Annotated in this window: 21 protein-coding genes; 4 read left to right on the forward strand and 17 right to left on the reverse strand. The window is 66.7% G+C overall.

The features are described 5' to 3' along the window. Positions 1 to 3: 3 nt before the first annotated feature. A complete protein-coding gene (locus ACSYS9_RS10940; RefSeq protein WP_071229601.1) occupies positions 4 to 2106 on the reverse strand; it encodes a sensor histidine kinase in 2103 nt (700 codons plus the stop codon). Between the two features lie 131 nt (positions 2107 to 2237). Between ACSYS9_RS10940 and ACSYS9_RS10945 the strand changes: the two genes are divergently transcribed. Beyond that, positions 2238 to 4997, forward strand: a complete 2760-nt coding sequence (locus ACSYS9_RS10945) for a bifunctional diguanylate cyclase/phosphodiesterase (RefSeq protein WP_071229600.1) — start codon at positions 2238 to 2240, stop codon at positions 4995 to 4997. Positions 4998 to 5114: 117 nt separating this feature from the next. On the opposite strand, the gene ACSYS9_RS10950 is transcribed toward ACSYS9_RS10945, so the two are convergent. From ACSYS9_RS10950 to ACSYS9_RS10990, 9 genes are all read right to left on the reverse strand, one after another. Beyond that, the gene (locus tag ACSYS9_RS10950; RefSeq protein ID WP_071227433.1) at positions 5115 to 5642 is read right to left on the reverse strand and encodes a hypothetical protein; all 528 of its coding nucleotides are present in this window, start codon (positions 5640 to 5642) and stop codon (positions 5115 to 5117) included. Between the two features lie 92 nt (positions 5643 to 5734). Then, positions 5735 to 5992, reverse strand: coding sequence for a hypothetical protein (locus tag ACSYS9_RS10955; RefSeq protein WP_223224721.1), 258 nt, complete (start codon positions 5990 to 5992; stop codon positions 5735 to 5737). A gap of 119 nt (positions 5993 to 6111) precedes the next feature. Then, positions 6112 to 6459 (reverse strand): hypothetical protein, encoded by a 348-nt coding sequence (locus tag ACSYS9_RS10960; RefSeq protein WP_049399381.1) that lies wholly within the window; start codon positions 6457 to 6459, stop codon positions 6112 to 6114. 97 nt (positions 6460 to 6556) lie between these two features. Beyond that, on the reverse strand, positions 6557 to 6772 hold the full coding sequence (locus ACSYS9_RS10965) for a hypothetical protein (protein WP_049399379.1): 216 nt from the start codon (positions 6770 to 6772) through the stop codon (positions 6557 to 6559). A 98-nt stretch (positions 6773 to 6870) separates the two neighbouring features. Next, positions 6871 to 8061, reverse strand: a complete 1191-nt coding sequence (locus ACSYS9_RS10970) for a methyl-accepting chemotaxis protein (RefSeq protein WP_010485867.1) — start codon at positions 8059 to 8061, stop codon at positions 6871 to 6873. A gap of 164 nt (positions 8062 to 8225) precedes the next feature. Continuing rightward, positions 8226 to 8840 carry a high frequency lysogenization protein HflD gene (hflD, locus tag ACSYS9_RS10975; protein WP_032127363.1) on the reverse strand — a complete coding sequence of 205 codons (615 nt, stop codon included), beginning with the start codon at positions 8838 to 8840 and terminating at the stop codon, positions 8226 to 8228. After that, positions 8837 to 9979 (reverse strand): tRNA 2-thiouridine(34) synthase MnmA, encoded by a 1143-nt coding sequence (mnmA, locus tag ACSYS9_RS10980; RefSeq protein WP_071227432.1) that lies wholly within the window; start codon positions 9977 to 9979, stop codon positions 8837 to 8839. Before mnmA ends, hflD begins: the two co-directional genes overlap by 4 nt. Beyond that, a complete protein-coding gene (locus tag ACSYS9_RS10985; protein WP_071227431.1) occupies positions 9976 to 10437 on the reverse strand; it encodes an NUDIX hydrolase in 462 nt (153 codons plus the stop codon). The genes mnmA and ACSYS9_RS10985 overlap by 4 nt, the downstream gene beginning before the upstream one ends. Position 10438: 1 nt before the next feature. Then, entirely contained in the window at positions 10439 to 10912 is a 474-nt protein-coding gene (locus tag ACSYS9_RS10990) for a hypothetical protein (RefSeq protein WP_032127360.1), read from the reverse strand. 112 nt (positions 10913 to 11024) lie between these two features. Between ACSYS9_RS10990 and clpS the strand changes: the two genes are divergently transcribed. Continuing rightward, the gene (gene clpS, locus ACSYS9_RS10995) at positions 11025 to 11351 is read left to right on the forward strand and encodes an ATP-dependent Clp protease adapter ClpS (RefSeq protein ID WP_006444529.1); all 327 of its coding nucleotides are present in this window, start codon (positions 11025 to 11027) and stop codon (positions 11349 to 11351) included. Between the two features lie 138 nt (positions 11352 to 11489). On the opposite strand, the gene ACSYS9_RS11000 is transcribed toward clpS, so the two are convergent. Beyond that, a complete protein-coding gene (locus tag ACSYS9_RS11000) occupies positions 11490 to 12302 on the reverse strand; it encodes an APH(6) family putative aminoglycoside O-phosphotransferase (protein ID WP_440569279.1) in 813 nt (270 codons plus the stop codon). A gap of 138 nt (positions 12303 to 12440) precedes the next feature. Between ACSYS9_RS11000 and clpA the strand changes: the two genes are divergently transcribed. After that, a complete protein-coding gene (clpA, locus tag ACSYS9_RS11005; protein ID WP_071227429.1) occupies positions 12441 to 14726 on the forward strand; it encodes an ATP-dependent Clp protease ATP-binding subunit ClpA in 2286 nt (761 codons plus the stop codon). 74 nt (positions 14727 to 14800) lie between these two features. Here the strand turns inward: clpA and ACSYS9_RS11010 are convergent, their stop codons facing one another. From ACSYS9_RS11010 to aat, 4 genes are all read right to left on the reverse strand, one after another. Further along, positions 14801 to 15178 carry a hypothetical protein gene (locus ACSYS9_RS11010; RefSeq protein WP_032127355.1) on the reverse strand — a complete coding sequence of 126 codons (378 nt, stop codon included), beginning with the start codon at positions 15176 to 15178 and terminating at the stop codon, positions 14801 to 14803. A 129-nt stretch (positions 15179 to 15307) separates the two neighbouring features. Continuing rightward, positions 15308 to 15580 (reverse strand): hypothetical protein, encoded by a 273-nt coding sequence (locus tag ACSYS9_RS11015; RefSeq protein ID WP_049399363.1) that lies wholly within the window; start codon positions 15578 to 15580, stop codon positions 15308 to 15310. A gap of 171 nt (positions 15581 to 15751) precedes the next feature. Continuing rightward, on the reverse strand, positions 15752 to 15970 hold the full coding sequence (gene infA, locus ACSYS9_RS11020) for a translation initiation factor IF-1 (protein WP_005409596.1): 219 nt from the start codon (positions 15968 to 15970) through the stop codon (positions 15752 to 15754). A gap of 86 nt (positions 15971 to 16056) precedes the next feature. After that, positions 16057 to 16797, reverse strand: a complete 741-nt coding sequence (gene aat, locus ACSYS9_RS11025; RefSeq protein ID WP_071227428.1) for a leucyl/phenylalanyl-tRNA--protein transferase — start codon at positions 16795 to 16797, stop codon at positions 16057 to 16059. Positions 16798 to 16869: 72 nt separating this feature from the next. Here aat and ACSYS9_RS11030 point away from each other — a divergent pair, with 72 nt between their 5' ends. Next, positions 16870 to 18138 carry a hypothetical protein gene (locus ACSYS9_RS11030; protein WP_071227427.1) on the forward strand — a complete coding sequence of 423 codons (1269 nt, stop codon included), beginning with the start codon at positions 16870 to 16872 and terminating at the stop codon, positions 18136 to 18138. Between the two features lie 85 nt (positions 18139 to 18223). Here ACSYS9_RS11030 and ACSYS9_RS11035 read toward each other — a convergent pair whose 3' ends face one another. Together ACSYS9_RS11035 and trxB are read right to left on the reverse strand one after the other, a co-directional pair. Next, the gene (locus tag ACSYS9_RS11035; protein WP_071227426.1) at positions 18224 to 19348 is read right to left on the reverse strand and encodes a GNAT family N-acetyltransferase; all 1125 of its coding nucleotides are present in this window, start codon (positions 19346 to 19348) and stop codon (positions 18224 to 18226) included. Positions 19349 to 19450: 102 nt separating this feature from the next. Then, positions 19451 to 20422, reverse strand: coding sequence for a thioredoxin-disulfide reductase (trxB, locus tag ACSYS9_RS11040; protein ID WP_014037154.1), 972 nt, complete (start codon positions 20420 to 20422; stop codon positions 19451 to 19453). Positions 20423 to 20568 lie beyond the last annotated feature (146 nt).

Genomic DNA, 20568 nt, shown 5'->3' on the forward strand with positions numbered 1-20568 from the left:
GGCTCAGTAGTCCGGTGACTCAACGGCGGCCATGCTGGCCGCCTGGTAGGGGAGGTGTACGTCGATCAGGGTGCCTTCGCCGTGTGCGGATTCGATCCGCACATGGCCACCGACGCTCTGCGCACGCTCACGCATCACGATCAGGCCCAGCCCGCGCGGACCGTCCGGGTCGAAGCCCTCGCCATCATCACGGATCTGCAGGTGCAGGCCGCGCTGGCCGACATCGCGCAGCTGCAGCTGTACCTGGCTGGCGCGGGCATGGCGCAGGGCATTGGTCAGGCTCTCCTGCGCGATGCGGAAGCAGGCCTGCTCGATGCTGTTGTCGGGGCGGTGCGGCAGCGGTTCGATCTCGGCCAGCAGTTCCACCGGCGAGGAACGGAACAGCACCCGTGCCTGCCAGCTCAGTGCGGCCTCCAGGCCCAGGGCATCCAGCTGCGGCGGGCGCAGCAGCGTGGAGATGTCGCGCAGCTTGGCCACGGTGGTGTCTGCCAGGCTGACGATCTGCGCCAGATCTTCGCCACGGCGCTTCGGATCGTCCTCATCCTGCGCCGCATGCGCCGACAGCTTGATTGCGGTGATCGCCTGGCCGATATCGTCGTGCAGGTCGCGCGAGATCGCGCGGCGCTCATCCTCCTGCAGCGAGAACAGGCGGCCGGCCATCGCCTGCAGTTCACGGTTGCTGGTTTCCAGTGCACTGCGGGTGCGCTCGGAATCGCTCAGGTCGCGCACGATCAGCAGCTTGCAGTCGCGTCCGCCATAACGCACTTCGCCCACCGCCAGGCCGGCATGGAAGCTGCGGCCATCCGCGCGCTGCATCGCCACCACGCTGCTGTGACCGGGCCCCAGGTGTGGCTGGCCTGCACGCAATTGGCTGCGCACGCGGGCCAGATCGGCGCTGTCCACCAGTGCTGACAGGGGCTCGCCCAGCAGGGTGTGGCTGCCATAGCCGAACAGGCTGGCGGCCCAGGCGTTGGCGTACAGCACGTGTTCGTCGGAGAGGATGACCACGCCGTCGGGCAGTACCCGTACCAGCTCGCGGAACTGTTCCTCGCGCTCGCGCAGCAGGCGTCGCGACTGCTCGCGCTCCGTCACGTCCTGCAGGGTGCCCAGCACGCGGTTGCGGCCGGCCTCGTCGATGCCGCTGGCCGCACGCAGATGCACCATCAAGGCGCGCCCATCCATCGACAGCAACGGCAACAGCACGTCCACCTGCACGGGATCGCCGGAGCAGAGCTCGGCCAGCAGCTGTTCGGTCTGGGTGGCGGTGGCCGGGTCGGCCGGCACCAGCAGTTCGTCGAAGCGATGCCAGCGCCGCGCCTCGGGCGGGCGGCGACCGAGCAGGCGATAGACCTGGTTCGAATAGCGGCCAAGTCCCGTGGAGGGGTCCAGCTCCCAGGCGCCGATGCGTGCCAGCTCGTGGGCTTCTTCGACCCGCGCCAGCGCCTGGTCACGGCGCAGCTGGGCCAGGTTTTCAGCGGTGCGGTCGATGGCAATCAGCAGGCGGGCGTTGTGGCCGTCATAGCTGATGGCGTTGGAGCGAAGTTCCATCTGACGCAGGGAGCCGTCGCGCAGCTGCAGCTGGGTACGCAGTATGCACAGTTCCTCCGGTGCCTCGCGGATCGCCTCCAGCTTGGTCTGCAGTGCCTGGTCCTGGCCTGGCGGCCACAGCGAATCGATGGTCTGCTCCAGCAGTTCGTCACGGTCCCAGCCGAAGGCCGTACAGGCCGCCGGATTGGCATCGAGGATCGCCAGTGTGTCCAGATCGTAGACCAGGATCGGGCCGGGGTTGCCTTCGAACATCTGCCGCAGGCGCAGCTCGGAGGCCTGCTGGCGTGCATGGGTGTGCAGCACATGCTCGGCCAGCGGGCGCAGCAGCAGATACAGCAGGCCGGCACTGGCGAGGGCAAAGAACGAGCCCTTCAGGCCCTGCCACAAGGCCGCCTGCTGCGGGTCGGGCACCAGTGCCTGCACTGCACTGTCGGTGGAGATCATCCAGGCCAGCGCCATCGCCAGGTAGCTCAGCACCACCCGGCGCCGGTCGCGGCTCAGCGCCTGCGCCATCCGCGGGTCGGGAACTGGGGCGTTGCCGGTCGGTTCTGCGGGCATGGACAGGGCGGAAGAAAGGGGCGCCGGCCATCTTACCGCGCAGGTGCGCCCAGACCACTCAATTATCCGCCGCAGGCGCCGTTAACCACTGCGTGCCCCGCTGACGGGCGTGTCATCCGGAGCAAGATCGCGTGGACCAAGGGATCATCGCCAGCCTGCTGCAGCACCCGCTTGCGTCGGCGCTGGTCATCGTCGACCGCACGGGCCGCCCGCTGGCGGCCAATCCGGCTGCGCGCGAGCACGGCCTGCCGGCGACCGTGGCTGCGTATGCGCCGATGCTGGAAGATCTGCGCCTGATGGCCGCCGATGGCGGCATCGTGGCCTGCACGCTGCCGGGTGGCCCGCATGGCCACTACGACGGCCACCTGCGCGCGGTGCATGATGGCGCCGGCAACCTGCTGGCCTTCACGCTGAGCATTCCCGAGCCGGTGCCGCTCAGCGGGGGTGGGCGCTGGGAGCTGGCGCTGGACAGCGCCGGGCACAGCCTCTGGGACTGGGACATTCCCAGCGACCGTGTGGTGCGCACCCCTGCACTGGGCGATGAAACCGCTACCGAGATTCTGGCCCGCGTGCACAGCGAGGACATCGCACAGGTGCGGGCTGCACTGGATGAGCATCTGCGTGGCTTGAGCGAGCAGTACAGCGCACAGTTCCGTTTCCGCCAGGCCGATGGCCAGTGGCGTTGGGTACTGGACCGCGGCCGCGTGGTCGCGCGCACCGCCGATGGCCAGCCGCTGCGCATGGTCGGCACGCATACCGATATCGAACAACAGAAGCAGCTGGAAGGGCTGCTTCAGGAACAGCAGCTGCACCTGAGCGAGGCCCAGCGCATCGCCAGCATGGGCAGCTGGTCGTTCGACCCCAACAGCGGTCATTTCTGGTGGTCGCCGGAGCTACGTTCGCTGCTGGCGTTGGAGCAGGGGGCCGTACCCGGCCAGCGGCGCTGGCTGAAGCAGCTGCATCCGCGCTCGCGTGGTGCGCTACGCGCAGCATGGCGGCGCTTGTGGCGCGACGGCCGGGCCGCCAACATCGAGATGGAACTGACCCGGGGCAACGAACCGTCGCAGCATCTGCGGCTATGGATGCAGCCGCTACTGGACATGGATGGCCAGCCCAAGCGCCTGCTTGGCCAGGTGCAGAACATCACCGAGCAGCACCAGACCGATGCACTGATCCGCTGGCGTACAGAACTGCTCAACCGTGTCTCCGCACTGGGCCGCATCGGCGGTTGCGAGATCGAAGTGCAGACCCGGCATATGCAGTGGACCGAGGAGTGCTACCGCATCCACGGCCTGCGCAAGGAGCCGATCACCCTCGACCAGGCGCTGGCGCTGTACACCGAGGATTCGCGCAATGCCTTCGATGCCGCGTTGGTCCGGATTGCCGGCGGCGGGCTGCCCGAACAGCTGGACCTGTGCTTCTACCGCCAGTCAGGCCTGCGCGTGTGGGTGCAGGTGCTGATCGAGCTGGATCGCCGTGATGGCCTGCCGCCTCGGTTCGTGGTGCTGTTCCGTGACATCACCCGCGAGCGCGAGGCCAACGAGCGCATCGAGCTGCTGGCGCACTACGATCTGCTCACCGGCCTGCCCAATCGTGTGCTGCTCGGCGAACAGACCGCCGAAGCCATCGAGGAAGCGCGCGACCGCGGCACCTCGCTGGCGATGTTGTTCATCGACCTGGACGGCTTCAAGACCATCAATGACAGCTTCGGTCATGCCACCGGTGATGCGCTGCTGAAGGCCGCCGCCACCCGCCTGCACCAGAACCTGCGCAACAACGACCTGTTCGGCCGCTTCAGTGGCGACGAGTTCATCGTCGTGCTGCGCGACCTGGCCGAGCCGGAAGACGCCGGCCACGTGGCGCGGAAGCTGATCGCTTCGCTGGCCGAGCCATTGCGCCGTGGCGAGACCACGTTGAAGGTCGGTGCCAGCGTCGGCATCGCGATGCTGGGCGATGCGCAGACCGATTTCGATTCACTGCTGCGTGCCGCCGACGCCGCGATGTACGCGGCCAAGGAAGCGGGGCGCAACACCTACCAGTACTACAGCCAGGACGCATTGGCCCGCATCCAGCGCAAGCTCGAGTTGGAGCATGCCCTGCACGGCGCGATCGAACGCGAAGAGTTCAGCCTGGCCTACCAGCCGCTGCTGCATGCGCACCAGGGTGAGCCACCGGCGATCGAGGCACTGCTGCGCTGGCATCGGCCCGGCATCGGCTACTGCAGCCCGGCCGAGTTCATTCCGATTGCAGAGAAGTGCGGCGAGATCGTGCGCATCGGCGACTGGGTGCTGAACGAAGCCTGCCGCCAGGCAATCGCCTGGGACCGGGCCGGCCTGTGTTTCGACCGCATCGCGGTCAATGTGTCGGCGGTGCAGCTGCGTGATCGTGGCTTCGCCGAACGCGTGATCGAGATCTGCCATGCCCATGGCTGGCCGCCGCAGAGGCTGGAACTGGAGCTGACCGAGTCGGCGCTGATCCGTGACACCGACATCCTGCGCCACTGCTTCGACGTGCTGGAACGGCACGGCGTGCCGCTGGCGGTGGATGACTTTGGTACCGGCTTCTCAAACCTCAATTATCTCAACCGCTTCCCGGTCGGCCGCCTGAAGATCGACCGCAGTTTCGTGCAGGGCATGCTGCATGACTCTGGCACCGCCGAAGTCACCCAGGCCATCGTGCACCTGGGTCACGCACTGGGCATGAAGGTGGTGGCCGAGGGCGTGGAAACGCATCAGGAAGAAGACATGCTGCGTCGCCAGGGCTGCGACGAGATCCAGGGCTACCTGTACTCGCGCCCGCTCAGCCCGCGCGACCTGGCGCAGTGGCTGCGCCAGCAGCACGCCGCGCCCGGGCGCACCGACGCTGCCAGCGAGGTCGTGCTGGCGCGCTGAGGCTGGCGCCGGGCCATGCCAGTCGGGATCGCCGCACGCCGACGCACCGCTCTGGTAGGTGTCGACCTTGGTCGACACGGATGCCGGTGCTCGCGATCATCCACGCATGGCGTGGATCTACTGCGATGCGGCAACCATTCGCTGCGAAAATTCGGAGCGAAGCCGTGCGCGCACTGCTTCCACCACATGTACATAGCGTCGGCGCTGGATGAAATAGCCCATGTAGAACAGCAGCAGGGCCACCAGCATTGGCGACGCAGCCGGGCGGACCAGGATGATGGGCACCAGCATCAGTGTCAGGCCCAGCGCGAACCAGCTGCACCGCCCGACCACCCGCACCTCCCTGCGTTGCGCGTCGATCATCACCCGCCCGCGCATCAGCGGAAAGTAGCGACCGCCAAAGCTCGGCGCGAAGCTCTCGCGAAAGGCGACACTGCCGTCCGGCAGCGCGCGGAACACCAGGCGAAGCCAGGTATCGGCCGGCAGATCATGCTCCAACCCGGCCAGCGAAAGCTGCGCCAGCTCTGCGGGCGTAGCGGCGATGCGCTGATTGAACAGGACGATGCCGGTGCGGAAAAAGAACGGCGCCCACAGCACAAGCAGCAGGACTTCGATCAACAGCACGGCGATCAGGGCGATGGCCATCGGTCTTCCATGAACGGGACCTGCGCATCATGCCATAGCGATTTCGCCACCCCAGTAGATCCACGCCATGCGTGGATGTTGCCCGGAACCAGCTACTTGCCGCCGTGATGCTCCCACACTACATCGCCCAGATATCGTGCAAACACAATCCTCAGGCCATCCTGTTCGTCCTCCGACAACGTTGCAGCCATCGTTGTGTACAGCGCCTCCAAGCGATCAAGGCTCTCCAGGCTGCCGTCAAGATCGAGGCCGCGGAGCTGTGCTTGTTCGATCATCCATTCAATCTGATCGTCCATGATGATCAGAAACTGTTCGAAGGTTTCTCGCGCTTCTTCCGGATTGAATGTCATGCGGTTGCCAGGGAGGGAGAGCGGCGAGTGTGCCCCGTGCCTGTTATCCAGGCCATGCAACAAGTCCGAAAGGATGGAGGGTGGAAGGGCGATCGCATGCATCCACGCATGGCGTGGATCTACCGTTTCATCAATGCGATGCCTGCAATGGAATAGCTGGCGATCAACAGCCCGAACGCGTACTCCGCGACGATGATCAGCCAGAAGGTCATCGGCTCGATGTCCCGCCATGCATCAATGGTGCCGGAGCGGTGATGGCTCAGATGAACATGCCCGGTGTTGATGGCAGTTGCCGGCGCCCAGGCAAATAGAAAGGCCATCAGCATGAAGAGCAGGCTGCCGAACAGGAATGCGACAGGTCTATGCCGGGGTGGCCGCAAAGTGGCGTAGGCGGGGCGCCAGGTGAAGGTGACCGCGATGAGCACCATCACAGCAAATCCCAGCCAGGTCATGAACGTGGTGCTCATGCGACGACACTCCGTGTCCAGCCGTAGGTGGCATGGGCGGATCATGCCATGGGTTTGGAGCGGGTGGTGGTGAAGACCATCCACGCATGGCGTGGATCTACCTCAAGGCTTCCCCATCCAACCCCAGGTCCCACGCCAGACCCAGCAGCGCGTCGTCCGTGCGGGACAGGGCAGGGCGCGCATCGGCCAGCTGCTGCAGTTCGCGGATCTCCTCGCGGGCCACCTCTTCCAGCTGCTGCAGCTGCTCACGCACGCTCGCGTTGCGCGGGCGCTCGGTGTCGGCGAGGGAGGGCAGGGCGCGGATCAGGGTCATGGTGCGTGTACAGGATGCATCCAACGGCGGGTTACAGGCAAAGGCCCCGGACGAACCGGGGCCTTGCGGGCTGCCGGCGGCGGCAGCGGACATCAGGATCAGAACAGCTCGACGGTGCCGGCGCCCATGCTCTGCTGGGCAACCGGCTTGTGCGGCGGGCGTTCCCATTCGCTGCGCAGTTCGCGCAGGCGGCTGCCGGTGCGCTGCAGGGCGGTGGCGATCTCTTCGTCGAACACCCCGCCATTGCGGTGCAGCAGTTCCTGCAGGGCCACCGCCTCGCGGTTGATCGCGGTCAGGCGGTCCAGGTGGGTGTGCACGCCGCCCAGCGCCTGAGTGGCGATGTCTTCGAACTGCAGGGCGCGCACGGCCTCGGCCACGCTGCCATCGATCGAACGGGCGCACTCGGAGACTTCGCGCATGCCGTCGCCCAGCGACGCATTGATCTGCGCGACGTTGTCGAGCATCGCCGCCGCCTCCTGGCGCGCTTCGCGGGAGCGGTCCATGTCACGCGAGGCCATGTGCGAGACCGTCTCGCGTACCTTGGCGATGGCGTCCTTGGAGCTGTGCGCCAGCTTGCGGATCTGCTCGTTGAAGGTGGTCGAGCGCTCGGACAGGTTGCGCACTTCGTCGGCGACCACCGCGAAGCCACGACCGGCTTCACCGGCACGCGCGGCTTCGATGGCGGCGTTCAGCGCCAGCAGATTGGTCTGGTCGGCGATCGACTTGACGTCTTCCAGCAGCGCGAAGATGCCATCCAGGTGCTGCGCCATCTGGTCGATGTGCTGCACGGTGGTGCTGCTCTGGCCGCTCACCTGCTCCAGTGCTTCTACCAGCTGTTCCATGCGGTGGCTGGCGTGCTGGGCGAAACGGGCAACGTCGAGGCCGGCATTGCCTTCATCACCGGCACGATCGACGATGCGCGACAGGGCCTGGCTCTGCTGGCGCGACTTGCGGTTCATGGCGTCGAAGCTGCCGCCCAGGCTGGACACCGCCTGGCGGATCAGGTCACGGGCGCGTTCCACTTCGCCGCGCGAGCCGTCGATCTCGTTGCCGACGAAGTTGCGCAGTTCGGTCAGCAGCTGGTCCTGCTCACGCAGGACACGGGCGTGTTCCGGGGAACGGTGCGCCTGGGCGCGGGTGGTCCACCACGCAAAGCCGAGCCAGCTCAGCGTCATCGTGGTCAGGATCGCCCAGCGCAGGGCGGCCGGCCATTCGAAACCGATGGCGAAGGGGAGCAGCAGGGTCAGAGCCAGGGGGGCGGCCAGACGGATGAAAATGCGTGAGTACATGGACGTTCTCGGGAGGTGCACGGAGGATGTATCGGCCGTACCCCCTTTCTCTTTAACGTCGAAATGCCTCGAAGTGCATTCTGAATGCGCCGGTTTTCCGACGCCTCGGCGGCTTCGGGGTCAGAGCCCTTTCCTTGCCGGAAAAGGATCCGACCCCATGGGGCTCAGGCCAGCTGGCGGTCCACGGCCTCGATCATCGCCTTGCGGCTGAACAGGAAGTCCCAGTAGCTGCCGCCCAGCTGGCGCCACAGCACCGCCGAACGCACCGCGGCCAGCAGCAGGGCGCGGATCTCCGCAACCACACCGGCCTGGCCCAGGTAGTGCGGGTTGCCCTGCACCATCACCCGCGGCTTCAGGTGGCTGATGGTGTCGGCGTACAGGCCACCCAGGTTGGCCAGCACGTCCGGGTGGCCACTGTCGCCCAGCTCGACGGCCTGGCGCTGGGCGCGTTCGATGCCGGAGGCGACCTTGTTCACGGTGGCGCCGTCCTGCACGAAGCGGCGCTCCAGCTGCAGCACTGACAGGGCCAGCTTGGGCAGGATCGGGTCCTGGCCCTGGCTGCGGAAGTAGTTGTGCAGCAGGCGCAGCCCAGCCTTCAATGCATGGCGGTCACCGAACACCTCCTGCGGCGAAGACGCGTCGACGCGGAACACACTGTCCACGGCGGTGCGCACGGCAGCGGCGTCGGAATGGCCGGTATCGGCGATGCGGCGTACCTGCTGCAGGGCCTGGGCAATGCCGGCCAAAGCCAGGACGCGGTCGTCGACAGTGAAACTCATGCAGCGATTACCTCAAAAGGGGAAGGGGTGGTGCGCAGGCGCTGTTCCAGCGGCGCATCGGTGGCGGCGATCACCGCGCCCCCCAGGCACACATCACCGTCATACAGCACCAGTGATTGACCGGGAGTAACGGCGCGCTGCGGGCGCGCAAAGGTGACCAGCACACTGCCATCGTCCAGCACCTCGACCGTACACGGCTCGTCGGGCTGGCGGTAGCGGGTCTGCGCGGTGCATTCGAAGCGCCGTGCCGGCGGCGCGCCGGCAATCCAGTGCGCGGTTTCCGAGCGCAGGCGGCCGGACAGCATCCACTTGCTGTCGCGGTCCTGGTCCACGTACAGCACGTTGCTGGCCACATCCTTGCCGACCACGTACCACGGCGCGGCCGGGCGGCCGCGCACGCCGCCGATGTTCAGGCCCTCGCGCTGGCCCAGGGTGAAATAGAACACGCCCGGATGTTCGGCGATGACGCTGCCGTCGGCCGGGTCGAGGATCTGGCCGGGCTTGGCCGGCAGGTAGCGGCCGAGGAACTCGCGGAAGTCGCGCTCACCGATGAAGCAGATGCCGGTGGAGTCCTTCTTGGCGTGGGTCGGCAGGCTGACGTCACGCGCGATCCGACGCAGGTCGGTCTTTTCCAGGTCGCCGATCGGGAACAGGGTGGCCGCCAGCTGCGCCTGACCCAGCTGGTGCAGGAAGTAGCTCTGGTCCTTGGAACGGTCGGCGCCACGCAGCAGCAGCCACTGGTGGCCGCGCTGGGTCACCCGCGCGTAGTGGCCGGTGGCAATGCGTTCGGCGCCCAACTCGCGGGCGGCATCCAGGAAGTGCTTGAACTTCACTTCGCGGTTGCACAGCACGTCCGGGTTCGGGGTGCGGCCGGCCGCGTACTCGGCCAGGAAGTGCTCGAACACCCCCTGCCAGTACTCGCTGGAGAAATCACGGAAGTGGAACGGGATACCGAGCAGGCCGCAGACGGCCACCGCATCGCGGCGGTCGTCCTCGGCGCGGCAGTCGCCGCTGCCGTCGTCGGCCCAGTTCTGCATGAACAGACCGGCTACGGCCTCGCCCTGCTGCACCAGCCGCCAGGCGGCGACCGAGGAGTCGACGCCACCGGAGACGCCCACCATCACGCGCGGAGTGCTCATGCGACCTCCCGGACCAGCGAAAGCGGATGGCGCTGGCCACCCAGGAAATCAGCCACCACCTGCCAGACCAGCGGGCTGCGCAGGCGCTCCGTGGCGGCCTGCAGCTCGGCCGGGGTCAGCCACAGCGCGCGATCGATGCCGGTGTCCAGCGGCTGCGCCGGGTCGTGCGAGACCGGACGCGCCGCATAGCAGAAGCGCAGGAAGGTGGTGCCGTCGCCGGCCGTCCACTGGTAGCAGCCGATGAAGTGGGTCAGCTGCACCGTCCAGCCGGTTTCCTCGCGGGTCTCGCGCAGGGCTGCCTCGGCCAGGCTTTCGCCCGGCTCGAGGTGGCCGGCCGGCTGGTTCAGCACCTGGCGGCCGTCGATGGTCTCCTCGACCAGCAGCACGCGGCCACCGTCGACCACCACGGTGGCGACAGTGGCGTGCGGTGCCCAGCGCGGGTCCGGCGTGGTGTTCAACTCAGAACTCGTCCTTCTTGGTCAGTTCCAGCTCCATGGCGTCGGCGGTGCGGATGGCCGCATCGATGGCGTCGCTGAGCTGGTCGGCCGTGGCATCGGCGTCGATCTTGACCACGAACATGGCGGTGGTGTCCTGCTTCACCCAGCCGCCCATCTTGGCGTCCTGCGAATCTTCCAGCAGGCGGTTGGCTACGGCCACCGGGAACTGCTTGGTCTTGGCGTTGTAGGCCGGCGACCAGATCTCGCGGATGTTGTGGGTGCCGAAATCTTCCACCGACGAGCGCACGTAGACCATCTGGGTGCGATCACCCTCGACGTCGAACACCATGCGGTAGTCGCCGTCCTCGTCGACCTCGTAGGTATAGCCCAGCTTGTCCAGGTGGCGGGCCACGGCCTTGTCGGCCTGGGTCTCGGCGGCGGCGGAGCCGGCGGCGGCCAGGGCGATCAGCAGGGCGGGAAGAAGGGTCCTTTTCATGAAGATCCTGTGAAACAGTGTTGAGAGAGGGTGCAATTGTGACGGTGGGCGTGCGTGCCGTCCAATCTGCGGCAGGCCGACGCAGGCTGGCCCGTGCCTCTATAATGGTCAGATGCCCCATGAGTCTTCCCCCGATTCCCATCACGAGCACGGCGTTGCCGTGGAGCCCGCGCGCCCGGAAGTGGCGCCGCCGCCGTTCTACCAGGTGATGCTGCTCAACGACGACTACACCCCGATGGATTTCGTGGTGGACGTGCTGCAGCAGTTCTTCAGCATGGACCTGGACAAGGCCACGCAGGTGATGCTGCACGTCCATACCCGTGGCCGCGGCGTGTGCGGGGTGTTCACCCGCGAAGTGGCCGAGACCAAGGTCGCCCAGGTCAACGAGTACTCGCGGATGAACCAGCACCCGCTGCTGTGCACGATGGAAAAGGCCTGACCGGCTGCCGGTTTTCGTCCGGGCACATGGACTCCGGACCCGGTGTGCCCACCAAGGTGGGCACCTACCAAGGCAGGGGCCCGTATCGATAGTGGATGGGGCGTGCCCACCAAGGTGGGCATCTACCAGAGCGCGGGATCAGCCCTCCGCCAACGCCTCCAGTGCCATCCGCGCCACCGCCTCGTCGACTTCGGCGGGGTCGCCATCATCCCGGAACCACACCGCTGACAGCCCCGCGCTGGCTGCGATCCAACGCAGCAGGCGCGTGCGTTCCAGGCCCGCCAGCGCGCCGACCTGTTCCAGCCGGGTGGCAAACCGCTCGGGCCGGGTGGCCACATGGATGCCGGGGCCGCACAGGTCCGGATTACTGAACATCGTCGTGTAATCGAACGCGCGGTCGCCCAGCAGCCGCTTCGGGTCGATCGCCAACCAGCCGCGCGCGCCGAAATCCAGCACGTTGTCGTGGTGCAGGTCGCCGTGCAGCGGCCGGATCTCCTGTTCCTGCTGCAACAGTCCCTCCGCCAGCGATCTGCACTGTTCCAGCAGTGGCGGCAGCGCCGCCCTTGGCTGCAGCAGGTCGGCGAACCATGTTTGCAGGCAGACCAGTTCCGCTGGCGGTGCGCTCCGTGGCCGGTGCAGCCGTTGCAGGACCTGGCACAGGACCGTGGTGCAGGTGTCATCGTCGCCCTTGATCGAACGTTGCCGCAGTGAGTCGCCGCCGGCACGTTCGATCAGGATCGCCGGCCCCTCGTGGGCCAGCAGGCGGGCGGCGCCGTCACCGTCCCACCAACGCAGCAGGCGATGGCCGTTCTGCTCTTCGGTTTCGCTGCTGATCTTCAGCATGGCCGGCTCGCCGGCGGCGGTCAGCACCGGCCAGAGCTGGGCATGGGGCGTTTCGATGGCTGCGCCATCACGCCGCAATCGCCAGCGACTCAGGTAGGGTTCGCTCATGCTGGGTGGGCTGTCCTGGAGTGAATGAAGATCAATCGATTCGCACTGATAACGCCATCTGAACGCAGCAATCCGCTAGGGTGATGGAAATCGCGTAGTCAGGCCGCATATTGTCCCCATCTGCCGCCGGAGTAATCCATGTTCAGCAAAGACCTCGAACACACCATCGGCCAGTGCTACAAGCGCGCCCGTGAGGCCCGGCATGAGTTCATGACGGTCGAACACCTGCTGTTGGCACTGCTCGACAACCCGTCCGCCCAGGCCGTACTGAAGGCCTGTGGCGCCGACGCCGAACGCCTGCGCCAGGAGCTGGAGCAGGCCATCGAGGCCTCCGTGTCCCGCCTGGCCGAAGATGACGGCCGCGATACCCAGCCGACCCTGGGCTTCCAGCGCGTGCTGCAGCGGGCCGTTTACCACGTGCAGTCCTCGGGCAAGAAGGAGGTCACCGGCGCCAATGTGCTGGTCGCCATCTTCGGCGAGAAGGACTCGCACGCCGTTTACTACCTCAACCAGCAGGATGTCACCCGGCTGGATGTGGTCAATTACCTGTCCCACGGCATCGCCAAGCTGGGCGAGGAGGGCGAGCCGCCGTCCTCTTCCTCCGAGGGCGAGAGCCGAATGGAGGGCGGGGAAGGTGAGCCGAAGGGTGATGCCCTGACCGAGTTCGCCAGCAACCTCAACGAACAGGCCCGGGCCGGTCGCATCGACCCGCTGGTCGGCCGTGCCGACGAGATCGAGCGCACCATCCAGGTCCTGTGCCGCCGCCGCAAGAACAACCCGCTGTACGTGGGTGAGGCGGGCGTGGGCAAGACCGCGATTGCCGAGGGCCTGGCCCGCCGCATCGTCGAGGGCTCGGTGCCCGACGTTCTGGCCGATGCGGTGATCTATTCGCTCGACCTGGGCGCGCTGGTGGCCGGCACCAAGTACCGCGGCGACTTCGAGAAGCGCCTGAAGAGCGTGCTGACCGCGCTGAAGAAGGTGCCCAATGCGGTGCTGTTCATCGACGAGATCCACACCATCATCGGTGCTGGCTCGGCGTCGGGCGGCACCATGGATGCCTCCAACCTGATCAAGCCGGCGCTGGCGTCCGGAGAGCTGCGCTGCATCGGCTCGACTACCTTCCAGGAGTACCGTGGCATCTTCGAGAAGGACCGGGCGCTGGCCCGCCGCTTCCAGAAGATCGACATCGTCGAGCCGACCGTCGGCGAGACCTACGAGATCCTGCAGGGCCTGAAGTCCAAGTACGAGCTGCACCACGGTGTGACCTATTCCGACGAGGCTCTGCAGGCGGCGGTGGACCTGTCGGTGAAGCACATCGGCGACCGCCTGCTGCCGGACAAGGCCATCGACGTGATCGACGAGGCGGGCGCCCGCCAGCGCCTGCTGCCGGAAGGCCAGCGCAAGGAACTGATCGACGTCGAGGAAGTGGAGGCGATCGTCGCCAAGATGGCGCGTATCCCGACCAAGCAGGTCAGCGCCACCGACAAGGATGTGCTGCAGCACCTGGAGCGCAACCTGAAGATGGTGATCTTTGGCCAGGACCCGGCCATCGAGACACTGTCCTCGGCGATCAAGCTGGCCCGTTCGGGCCTGGGCAACCCGGAAAAGCCGATCGGCAACTTCCTGTTCGCCGGTCCGACCGGTGTCGGCAAGACCGAGGTGACCAAGCAGCTGGCGCTGCAGCTGGGCATCGAACTGGTCCGCTTCGACATGTCCGAGTACATGGAGCCGCATTCGATCAGCCGCCTGATCGGTGCGCCTCCGGGCTACGTCGGCTTCGACCAGGGTGGCCTGCTGACCGAGAAGATCGTCAAGACGCCGCACTGCGTGCTGCTGCTGGACGAAATCGAAAAGGCGCATCCGGACATCTTCAACATCCTGTTGCAGGTGATGGACCGCGGCGTGCTGACCGATACCAACGGTCGTGAAGCCAACTTCAAGAACGTCGTGCTGGTGATGACCACCAATGCCGGTGCGGCGCAGGCCTCGCGGCGTTCGATCGGCTTCACCAAGCAGGACCATGCCACCGACGCGATGGAGACCATCCGCCGCAGCTTCACCCCGGAATTCCGCAACCGCCTCGACGCGGTGGTGCAGTTCCAGGCGCTGGGCTTCGAGCACATCCTGCGCGTGGTCGACAAGTTCCTGATCGAGCTGGAGATGCTGCTGCAGGACAAGCACGTCAGCCTGTCGGCCACCCCGACCGCGCGCGACTGGCTGGCCCACCATGGTTTCGACCCGTTGATGGGTGCCCGCCCGATGGCCCGCGTGATCCAGGACAGGATCAAGCGTCCGCTGGCCGACGAGCTGCTGTTCGGCAAGCTGGTCAACGGTGGCAAGGTCAGCATCGATGTCCGCGACGACGAGCTGGTGGTCGAGACCCAGGCCGAGCCGGAGCGGCTGCTGCCGGTCACGGTGGAATGAGCTGATGCCATAGGCTTGGCGTGAAAGCCTGGAAATGACAAGGGCGGCTTCGGCCGCCCTTGTCCTGTCTGGGGTCAGCGGCTGCGGCGGCGCGCCTCACGCTTGAATCGCTCGGCATCGATCGGCTCGATGCGTGCAACCTCGCAGCTGCCGCGACCTGTGTCCAGTGCGCTTCGGCCCTCGCTGCACAGCTCGTCAGCTTCTTTGCCGTCGGTCTTGAAGCCGAGGCGGGTGGCCAGTACGGCAGAAGGGCAGCTGTTGCGGAAATGCACAACATAGTGGTCTTCGCCGGAGCGAAGCAGGATGTTCTTGTCGGCGCCGGCGCGAACGATCTGCTGTTCGCCGGTCAGTGATACGCACTGTGCCGGCGCGGTGTCGGCGGCATGGGCGGACGACGCCAGCAGGGTGACGGCAGACAAAGCCAGGGGGATGAGCAGGGAAGACAGGTTCATGGCGGGGCAGGGGGCAGCGATCCGGACTGGATCGGATCCCAGGATGCCGCCGCCGCTGCAAATGCGAATCTGCCGCAAGCAGGGCTGACCGACGCCACGGTGAGATCGGTCACGATGACCTTTGGCGCCTCAGGCCGCGATCGAACGGAATCCCTGCTGGCGCCCCTGGTCGCCGCCGTCTTCGATGACAAAGGCAACCGCCTCGTGCGGAATGTGCAGGCGCTGCTTGAGGGTGCTGCCCATATGCGGAATCTCGCGCTGCACGGCCAGGTACAGCGGGTGCGAGGCGTCCATGCTGGTGCAGACCAGGCAGGGCTGGCCGAACCAGGTGCCGTCCGGGCCCTTGCTGGCGTAGCAGCGGCTGGTGACGGACTGGGGGTCCAGGACGATCAGGTAGGTCATGCGCGCAACGCCTTCTGTGAAGAACGCGTTGAGTCTAGAGTCGCGGCGCGATGCGGTACTTCGGACAGGGACGAAAATCGAGCGGTCCCGGTGCCGGTCGCTTTCTTCCGCGCACGACAAAGGGCCAGCAGCGAGGCCGGCCCTGTCGGAGTGGCGCAATGCGCCGACCGCTTACTTCATGCGGTAGGTGATACGACCCTTGGTCAGGTCGTACGGGGTCATTTCAACCTTGACCCGGTCACCGGTGAGGATGCGGATGTAGTTCTTGCGCATGCGGCCGGAGATGTGGGCGATGATTTCGTGCCCATTTTCCAGACGAACGCGGAAAGTGGTGTTCGGCAGCGTCTCGCTGACGGTGCCCTCGAACTCGATGGAATCGTCTTTCGACATGTAGTCCTGTGCGGTTCAGAAAACGGCCACGCTGGGCCTAAGGCGCGGTATTTTACGCGTGATGGGCCCGGCTTGCAAAGTTTGTGTTAACCCCCGGCCAAACGCTGTGCTGGCAAGCGTCCTACCGCCTGGGTCCAGGGGCCTTCACGGCCGTCACGGTGGACGGCCTGGCGGACGTGTTCCAGAAAGTCCGCGCGCGGCAGGTGCTCGGCGCCCATCAGCAGCAGGTGCGGATTCTCCACCTGGGCATCGATCAGTTCCCAGCCCCAGCCACGCAGGGTGGCTGCCAACGCGGCCAGGGCGATCTTGGAGCCGCCACTGGCGCCACTGAACATGCTCTCGCCGAAGAACATGGCACCGATCGCGACGCCATAGATGCCGCCGACCAGTGTCTGCCGGTCCCAGACTTCGAAGGAATGGGCGAAGCCAAGGTCGTGCAGCTGGCTGTAAGCCTCGACCATCGCCGGGCTGATCCACGTACCGTCCTGGCCGGGCCGAGGTGCCGCGGCGCAGGCGCGCATCACACGACTGAAGGCGGTGTCGGCGGTGACCTCCCACGTGCTGCTGCGCAGCTGGCGGCGGAAGCGGCTGGGCAGGTGCACGCCGTCGGTGCGGAACACCATGCGCGGGTCCGGCGACCACCACAGGATTGGCTCGCCCTCGCTGAACCACGGAAAGATTCCGCCGGCGTAGGCATTGAGCAGACGCGCCGGATGCAGGTCGCCGCCCACCGCCAGCAGGCCATCGGGCTGGCGCAGTGCGGTCTCGGCCGGAGGGAAGGGGGCGTCCGGCGCATCGGCCAGGCGCCAGGGCAGCTGGCGGGTCATGGGGCCATTGTATTCGTCGTGGTGATTCGTGATGTCTGGCACCATCACTGTTCACCGGCAAGGAGCCTCCGAATGAGTGACTCGATCAGCGCCATCCTCGACCTGCATGACGCCCCGCGCACGCGCAACGACAGCCAAGGCATGCTGCTGTCACTGGCCACTGAACAGCCGCGTCAACTGGGAGAGTTGATGCTGCAGGCGCTGGCGCGGCCTTCGCCGGGCTCGGCCTTCCTCGACATGGCACTGGACCTGCTGCCGGATGACGCGGTGCCCGCGGTCGCGGCCGACGCGTGGCGCCGCTATCGCGCGGGCGAGCGCGGTGACGTGTTGACGAGCGTGATGGAGTTCGCCAGCTATCAGGCGCCGCAGGTGCTGCAGGGCGATTGGGAGGCATTGCTGGCGGTCGCCAGTGAGGATGAGGTGCAGTTGGCCGCGCAGGTCTGGCACGGCCTGCCCAGCGCGACGGCAGCGCATTGGGCGCAGATCCTGGCCGAAGCCAATGACGATCGCGAAATGGCGCGGGCCAGGGCGCTGCTGCTCGCCGTCCAGCCCGGAACCTACGCCATTGCTCGCGGCTACCTGGTCGACTGGGGGCGCTTGGATGCCGAGGTCTGGGCGCACTGGGCCGGCGTCGCCGAAGGTCCGCAGCCGCGTCGCCTGCATGGCGAGCGGCCATTGCACTTCCGCTTCGGCCGCGAACAGCATCGCGCGCAGCAGGCGGACGAGCCGAGCTGGCGCAAGCGCACCTGGCGCCTGCACCCGACCTGGAATGGTGGGCAGGTACACCATGCTGGGCAGATGGGAGGGCCGCTGGAAGCGCTGTGTAGCAGCTGCCATGCGCCGCTGCAGCGCCTGCTGCAGACCGATGCCGCCGCGCTGCAGCCGGGCGCGCCGGGCGAGATCACGCTCGGCCTGTGTCTGGACTGCTGCGGCTGGGAAGACCCGCCCGTGCGTTTCTATCGCCATGATGCGGCCGGCCTGCCCAGCTGCCACCCCAGCCAGCACCGTGAGGTACCGAACACACCCACCGACAGTGGCGACCTGATGCAGGCCGAGGTGGGTCTGGTCGCCATGGACAGTGCGCGCTGGCAACAACAGGACTGGGGCCAGTCCAATCATCGGCAGAACCTGTCGCGCGTGGGCGGCGCGCCGAGCTGGGTGCAGAGTGCCTGGTACCCGGCGTGCATCGATTGCGGCGAAGAGATGCCGTTCGTGATGCAGCTGGATTCGACACTGCCGACCACGGGTGAGGGCACGCTGCTGTGGGGCAGCGGCGGCATGCTCTATACGTTCTGGTGTGCAAAGTGCCGGGTGAGCGGGCACTTCTGGCAGTGCACCTGAGCACAGCGCCCTCGCTATTGCCTTGGTAGGTGCCAACCTTGGTTGGCACGCTTTTCGGCACCGCGCCAATCGAGCAAGCGCGCCTCTACGGTTCTACGCGGAACGGCCCATGCCGCTGCAGCTCCTGCTGGTAACGCCGCACATTGCGCCGCTCCTGCCGGCACCACTCCTGCAGCGCTTCCGCGAAGTCCGGATCGGCCACCCAGTGCCGGCTGCGCACCAGCGTCGGCAGGAAGCCGCGTGCCAGCTTGTGCTCGCCCTGTGCGCCGGGTTCGAAACGAGCCAGCCCTTCGCGCAGGCAGTACTCGATGCCCTGGTAGTAGCAGGCCTCGAAGTGCAGGCCGGGCAGGGTGGCGCCACCCCAGTAACGGCCGTACAGCGTGTCTCCACCCCGCAGGCATAGCGCGCCGGCAATCGGCTCGCCGTCCTGTTCGGCCAGGAACAGCACCAGCCCGCGGCCCAAAGAAATGGCCAGATGGCGCAGGAAGGCCTCGGTCAGCGCCGGGGCATTGCCGTACTCGAGGAACGTCTGCAGGTAGAAGCGGTACATCGCCTGCAGGTCGGCGCGGCTCGCTTCATCGCCGTGCACCACGCGGAAGGTGATGTCTTGGCGAACGACCTTGGCCCGCTCCTGGCGGATGTTCTTGCGGTGCTTGTGGTTCATCGCACCGAGGAACTGGTCGAACGTCGCCCAGTCGCCCGGGTTCTGCCACTGGAACTGCACGTCTTCGCGCAGCAGCCAGTCATCGCCGAACAACGCCTCGTCACCAGCGGTGTGGAAGTTGATATGGGCCGAGGATACGTCCAGTGGCGGCAACGCGTCGCGCAACGCCGACAGCAATGCGGTGCGCTCTGAATCGTGACGGGCCAGCAACCGCGGGCCGGTGACCGGCGAGTACGGCACCGCGCCCAGCCACTTCGGATAGTAGTCGCGGCCATGACGGGCATACGCGTTGGCCCAAGCATGGTCGAACACGAATTCGCCGTGGGAGTTGGTCTTCAGGTAACCCGGAATGGCGCCGACCAGCGTGTTGCCCTCCCACAGCGTGAAGTGCCGGGGCTGCCAGCCCCAGTCCTCGCGCAGGCAGCCGTGCTGTTCAAGCCCGGAAAGGAAGGCATGACTGACGAAGGGGTTGCGGCCGTCGTGCAGGGCATCCCAGTCGGTGGCGGAAACGGACTGCAGGGAGTCGAGGAAACGGGAGGAGGGCATGGGGGAAGGATAGGGCAGACGAAACAGAAAGGCCGACGCACTGGCGTCGGCCTTTTATCCGGAGTCGAGCATGGCTCGACCCTACAGGAGCGGGTCAGCCTCTCAGCTGGCCTTGCCCTGCGCGTCCAGGTAGCGCTCGGCGTCCAGTGCGGCCATGCAGCCGAAACCGGCCGAGGTGATCGCCTGGCGGTAGTGCTGGTCGGCCACGTCGCCGGCGGCGAACACGCCTTCCACCGAGGTCTGGGTGGCGTTGCCGCCCAGGCCCGAGCGGATTTCCAGGTAGCCGTTGTTCATCGCCAGCTGGCCGTCGAACAGGGTGGTGTTCGGGTGGTGGCCGATGGCCACGAAGAAGCCGTGGGCGTCGATGTCGCGGGTGCTGCCGTCCAGCGTGGACTTCACGCGCACGCCGGTCACGCCGGCATCATTGCCCAGCACTTCTTCAACCTGATGGTGCCAGACGGTCTCGATCTTGCCTTCGGCGACCTTCTTGAACAGCTTGTCCTGCATGATCTTTTCCGCCTTCAGGGTGTCGCGGCGGTGGACCAGGTAGACCTTGCGGGCGATGTTGGACAGGTACAGCGCCTCTTCCACGGCGGTGTTGCCGCCGCCGACCACGACCACGTCCTGGTCGCGGTAGAAGAAGCCGTCACAGGTGGCGCAGGCAGACACGCCGCGGCCCTTGAACTCGTCCTCGGTCGGGATGCCCAGGTACTTGGCGGTGGCGCCGGTGGCGATGATCAGGGCATCGCAGGTGTACTCGTGGCTGTCGCCGATCAGCTTGAACGGGCGCTGCGACACGTCGGCGGTGTGGATGTGGTCGAAGATGACCTCGGTCTCGAAGCGCTCGGCGTGGGCCTGCATGCGCGCCATCAGGTCCGGGCCCATCAGGCCGTGGGCGTCGCCCGGCCAGTTGTCCACCTCGGTGGTGGTCATCAGCTGGCCGCCCTGCTGCAGGCCGGTAATGACGACCGGCTTCAGGTTGGCGCGGGCAGCGTAGACGGCGGCGGTCCAACCGGCCGGGCCGGAACCGAGGATGACGAGGCGCTGGTGGCGGGAGGGCAGGCTGGTGCTCATGTAGACTCGCGAAAAGGTAGATGGGACAAGGCGCTGGCGATGTTTGCGCAGCATCCGTGGCTGGTCATAGAGTGGCGGCTGGGGCAGGGCGATTCAAGCCGATGAACAGAACGCCGTCATCCAGCAGTGGTTTCGGCCGTCGGATT

The organism is Stenotrophomonas sp. STK17_22, assembly GCF_051983905.1.
Taxonomy (GTDB): Bacteria; Pseudomonadota; Gammaproteobacteria; order Xanthomonadales; family Xanthomonadaceae; genus Stenotrophomonas; species Stenotrophomonas maltophilia_A.

Excerpts from the sequence above, each read along its gene's own strand:
- ACSYS9_RS10970 (WP_010485867.1), bottom strand. The coding sequence starts at position 8,061 with ATGTACTCACGCATTTTCATCCGTCTGGCCGCCCCCCTGGCTCTGACC.
- ACSYS9_RS11010 (WP_032127355.1), bottom strand. The coding sequence starts at position 15,178 with ATGAACCTGTCTTCCCTGCTCATCCCCCTGGCTTTGTCTGCCGTCACC.
- aat (WP_071227428.1), bottom strand. The coding sequence starts at position 16,797 with ATGACCCGCCAGCTGCCCTGGCGCCTGGCCGATGCGCCGGACGCCCCC.
- clpS (WP_006444529.1), top strand. The coding sequence starts at position 11,025 with ATGCCCCATGAGTCTTCCCCCGATTCCCATCACGAGCACGGCGTTGCC.
- ACSYS9_RS11030 (WP_071227427.1), top strand. The coding sequence starts at position 16,870 with ATGAGTGACTCGATCAGCGCCATCCTCGACCTGCATGACGCCCCGCGC.
- mnmA (WP_071227432.1), bottom strand. The coding sequence starts at position 9,979 with ATGAGCACTCCGCGCGTGATGGTGGGCGTCTCCGGTGGCGTCGACTCC.
- ACSYS9_RS10960 (WP_049399381.1), bottom strand. The coding sequence starts at position 6,459 with ATGAGCACCACGTTCATGACCTGGCTGGGATTTGCTGTGATGGTGCTC.
- ACSYS9_RS11035 (WP_071227426.1), bottom strand. The coding sequence starts at position 19,348 with ATGCCCTCCTCCCGTTTCCTCGACTCCCTGCAGTCCGTTTCCGCCACC.
- ACSYS9_RS10965 (WP_049399379.1), bottom strand. The coding sequence starts at position 6,772 with ATGACCCTGATCCGCGCCCTGCCCTCCCTCGCCGACACCGAGCGCCCG.
- ACSYS9_RS10950 (WP_071227433.1), bottom strand. The coding sequence starts at position 5,642 with ATGGCCATCGCCCTGATCGCCGTGCTGTTGATCGAAGTCCTGCTGCTT.
- ACSYS9_RS10990 (WP_032127360.1), bottom strand. The coding sequence starts at position 10,912 with ATGAAAAGGACCCTTCTTCCCGCCCTGCTGATCGCCCTGGCCGCCGCC.
- infA (WP_005409596.1), bottom strand. The coding sequence starts at position 15,970 with ATGTCGAAAGACGATTCCATCGAGTTCGAGGGCACCGTCAGCGAGACG.
- ACSYS9_RS10940 (WP_071229601.1), bottom strand. The coding sequence starts at position 2,106 with ATGCCCGCAGAACCGACCGGCAACGCCCCAGTTCCCGACCCGCGGATG.
- hflD (WP_032127363.1), bottom strand. The coding sequence starts at position 8,840 with ATGAGTTTCACTGTCGACGACCGCGTCCTGGCTTTGGCCGGCATTGCC.
- ACSYS9_RS11000 (WP_440569279.1), bottom strand. The coding sequence starts at position 12,302 with ATGAGCGAACCCTACCTGAGTCGCTGGCGATTGCGGCGTGATGGCGCA.
- ACSYS9_RS11015 (WP_049399363.1), bottom strand. The coding sequence starts at position 15,580 with ATGACCTACCTGATCGTCCTGGACCCCCAGTCCGTCACCAGCCGCTGC.
- clpA (WP_071227429.1), top strand. The coding sequence starts at position 12,441 with ATGTTCAGCAAAGACCTCGAACACACCATCGGCCAGTGCTACAAGCGC.
- trxB (WP_014037154.1), bottom strand. The coding sequence starts at position 20,422 with ATGAGCACCAGCCTGCCCTCCCGCCACCAGCGCCTCGTCATCCTCGGT.
- ACSYS9_RS10955 (WP_223224721.1), bottom strand. The coding sequence starts at position 5,992 with ATGACATTCAATCCGGAAGAAGCGCGAGAAACCTTCGAACAGTTTCTG.